Here is a 3,636-nt window from a genome sequence, read left to right as displayed (position 1 = left end):
CCTCGGAGGACGAGGTGCTCCAAGTCCTCCAGGGGCTGTCGGGTGCGGTGGAAGTGGCGGCGGTCAATGGCGCGTCGTCGGTGGTGGTGTCGGGGGATGCGGCTGCGGTGGCCCTAGTGGCGGGGGTGGCGGCTGAGCGGGGGTGGCGGCACCGGCGGTTGCGGGTGAGTCACGCGTTCCACTCGCCGTTGGTGGAGCCGGTGTTGGGCCGTTTCCGGGAGGCGATCGAAGGGATCGAGTTCGGTCGTCCGCGGTTGGGGTTCGTCTCGTCGGTCGAGGTGGGTGCGGGTGCGGACTCGGTGGAGTACTGGGTCCGCAACGTCCGGCAGACGGTGCGGTTCGCCGATGCGGTCGGGCATGCCTGGCGGCAGGGCGTGACCCGGTTCGTGGAGATCGGCCCCGACAGTGCGCTGACCGCCGCGGGCGTGGATTGTGTCCCGGACGACGCGGCCGTCTCGTTCGTCGCGTTGCAACGTCGCGAGCGGCCGCAGGCCCGGACGCTCGCGGAGGGCCTGGCCCGTTTCCACGTGGCCGGCGGGTCGGTCGACTGGGCGGCGTATCTGCCGCCGGCCGGGCACGTGGACCTGCCCACCACCGCCTTCCGACGCCAACGCTACTGGCTGCAGACCGACTCAGCGCCGACGCACCCCGGCGGGCACCCGCTGCTGGACGCCACCGTGGAGTTGGCCGAGGAGGACGGGTTCGTCCTGTCCGGGCGACTGGACAGCCGGTCCCAGACCTGGCTGGCGGACCACACCGTGCTCGGCTCGACCGTGGTGCCCGGCAGCGTGTTCGCGGAACTGGCCCTGCATGCCGCGGCGGAGGCCGGACTCGCCGGAGTCGTCGAACTGACCCTCGAGACCCCACTGTTGCTGCCGGAGGACACCTCGGTCGAGGTACAACTGCGCGTCGGCGCACCCGGCGCACCCGGCGCACCCGGCGCACCCGGCGCACCCGGCGCGGCGGGAGAACGGCCCCTGGCCGTCCACGCCCGGCCGGCGGGGGAGACCGCCCCGTGGACCACCTGTGCCCGCGCCGTGCTCGGCTCCGTGACGGAGCCGCCGCGAGCCGATGGAGCCGCCGCCTGGCCGCCGCCCGACGCGACACCGATCGACGTCGGCACGGCGTACGCGGACTTCGCCGCCGCCGGGCTGGAGTACGGCCCGGCGTTCCAGGGACTGCGCGCGGCCTGGCGGCGCGGCGAGGAGGTCTTCGCCGAGATCGCCCTGCCGGACCTCACCGGCAGCGGCGGCCGGTACCAGCTGCACCCGGCCCTGCTGGACGCCGCGTTGCACGCCCTGCGCTACCTGGACGGCACCCCGGACGACCGCGCCCTGCTCCCCTTCGCGTGGAACGGGCTGGCGGTGTCCCGGACCGGCGCGACCGCGCTCAGGGTGCGCCTTTCCCCACTGGCCGCCGGGTCGGCCCGCCTCGACCTCATCGACCCGGAAGGGGCGCCGGTCGGTGTAGTGGACGCCCTCGTCGTACGGCCGGTGACGGCAGCCCAACTCGGTCAGCAGGACACGCTGTTCGCCGAGGAACTGGTGCCCGCCGCCCCCTCGGCCGACCCGGAGCCGGCCGTGGTGACGTGCACGGACCTGGCTGAACTGGCTGAACTGGGCCAACTGGCCGACCGGGAACCGCCCGTGGTGGTGGTGCTGCGACCCCGTCCCGAGGACGAGCCGGCCCTCGCGGCCGGCCGGGCGCTGGACGCGGTGCAGGCCTGGCTGGCGGAGGACCGGTTCGCCGGCAGCCGGCTGGCGCTGTGCACCCGGAACGCGCGACGCGACCCGGCCGCGTCCGCCGTGTGGGGCCTCGTGCGCTCGGCGCAGCAGGAACACCCGGACCGCTTCCTGCTCGCCGACATCGAGGACCCGGACGTCGAGGACGGCACGCGCGCGGACGCGGACGGCACACACACGCACCCGGACGGCACACACGACCGTGCTGCCGCTGAGCCGGACACCACCATCCCCGCCGCCGTCTGGAACGTGCCCGGCGGCCAGGTGGTCGTACGCGACGGCGTCCCGCTCGTCCCGCGGCTGACGCCCCTCGCCCTGGCCGCCCTCCCCGCCCTTCCCGAGCGCCGCGACGCCGCTCGCCCGTTCACCGGCCCGGTGCTGGTCACCGGCGGCCTCGGCACGCTCGGCGCCGCCCTGGCCCGCCACCTGGCGGCCGACTGCGGCGTGCGTGACCTGGTGCTCACCGGGCGCCGAGGACCGGACACCCCGGGCGCCGCCGCCCTGGCCGACGAACTCGCCCGGTTCGGTGCCGTCACCCGGATCGTGGCCTGCGACGTCACGGACCGGGACGCCGTGGCCGCCCTGCTGGAGCAGCACCCGGTCACGGCCGTGGTGCACACGGCGGGCAGCGTGGACGACGGCGTGGTCACCGCCCTGAGCCAGGAACGGCTCACGGCGGTGCTGGCCCCGAAGGTGCTCGGCGCCCGCTGGCTCGACGAACTGACCCGCGACCGGGAACTGACCGACTTCATACTGTTCTCCTCCGCCGCCGGACTCCTCGGCTCGCCCGGACAGGGCGCCTACGCGGCGGCCAACGCCGCCCTCGACGCGCTGGCCCGCCGACGCCGGGCCGCCGGTCTCCCGGCCGTCTCGCTGGCCTGGGGGCTGTGGGAGGAGACCAGCGGCATCACCGCGCACCTCACCGACGCCGACCGGGCGCGCATCGCCCGCACCGGGCTGCGGCCCCTGGCCACCTCCGAGGCGCTGGAGCTGTTCGACCTGGCGCGGACCACCGACGAGCCGGTGCTCGCTCCGCTGCGCCTCGACCGGGCGGCCGTCAGGTCGGCGGGCCCGGTGCCGGCGGTGCTCCGGGGCCTGGTGCGGGGCGCCCCCGCGCCGGCCACCGGCGCCCAGGCGGGCGACGACCCGACCTCACCGACCGCCCTCACCTCACTGTCCGGGCCGGAACGGGAGAAGGCCCTGCTGGCCCTGGTGCGCGCCGAGGCGGCGGCCGTCCTCGCCCACGACTCGCCGGACGCCGTCCTCGGGCACCGCACCTTCGCCGAACTCGGCGTCGACTCCCTGGCCGCCGTGGAACTGCGCAACCGCCTCGCCGCACGGACCGGCGTCCGGCTGCCCGCTGCCGTCGTGTTCGAGCATCCGACACCGGCCGCCCTCGCGGCGCACCTGTCCGCGAGCCTGCCCGACGCCGACGGCACCACGGGCATCTCCGTGAGCGCCGGCATCGACCAGCTGGAAGTGGCCCTCACCGATGCCGCCCCGGGCACCGTGGACCGCACCGAGCTGCGCATGCGCCTCACCGCGCTGCTGGCCAAGTACGGCGGCGACGCACAGACCGGTGGCGACGAACAGACCGGCGCGACACCGGAGGCGGACCTGTCGTCGGCCTCCGACGACGAACTGTTCACCCTCGTGGACGACCTCGGCATCGACCAGCAGCAGGAAAGGAATCCGCGTGGCTGACGAGGACAAGCTCCGGGAGTACCTGCGGCGTGCGCTGGCCGAGGCCCAGAGCGCCCGGCACCGGCTCGCCGAAGTGGAACGGGCCCGGCGCGAGCCGATCGCGATCGTGGGGATGGCGTGCCGTTTCCCGGGTGGGGTGGGCTCGCCCGAGGACCTGTGGGACCTGGTGGTGGACGGCCGGGACGGAATC

Annotated in this window: 2 protein-coding genes; both read left to right on the top strand. The window is 75.5% G+C overall.

Translation table 11 applies throughout. The features are described 5' to 3' along the window. Nucleotides 1-14: 14 nt before the first annotated feature. The gene (locus AQJ30_RS33340) at nucleotides 15-3,446 is read left to right on the top strand and encodes a type I polyketide synthase (RefSeq protein WP_342671648.1); all 3,432 of its coding nucleotides are present in this window, start codon (nucleotides 15-17) and stop codon (nucleotides 3,444-3,446) included. Beyond that, a partial coding sequence (locus AQJ30_RS33335; protein WP_211279151.1) for a beta-ketoacyl synthase N-terminal-like domain-containing protein occupies nucleotides 3,439-3,636 on the top strand: 198 nt, incomplete at its 3' end. The genes AQJ30_RS33340 and AQJ30_RS33335, both read left to right, overlap by 8 nt.

The sequence above is a fragment of the Streptomyces longwoodensis genome (genome assembly GCF_001514125.1).
Taxonomy (GTDB): domain Bacteria; phylum Actinomycetota; class Actinomycetes; order Streptomycetales; family Streptomycetaceae; genus Streptomyces; species Streptomyces longwoodensis.
Note: the sequence above shows the minus strand (reverse complement) of the source record. Positions and strands in the feature narration are given on the sequence as shown.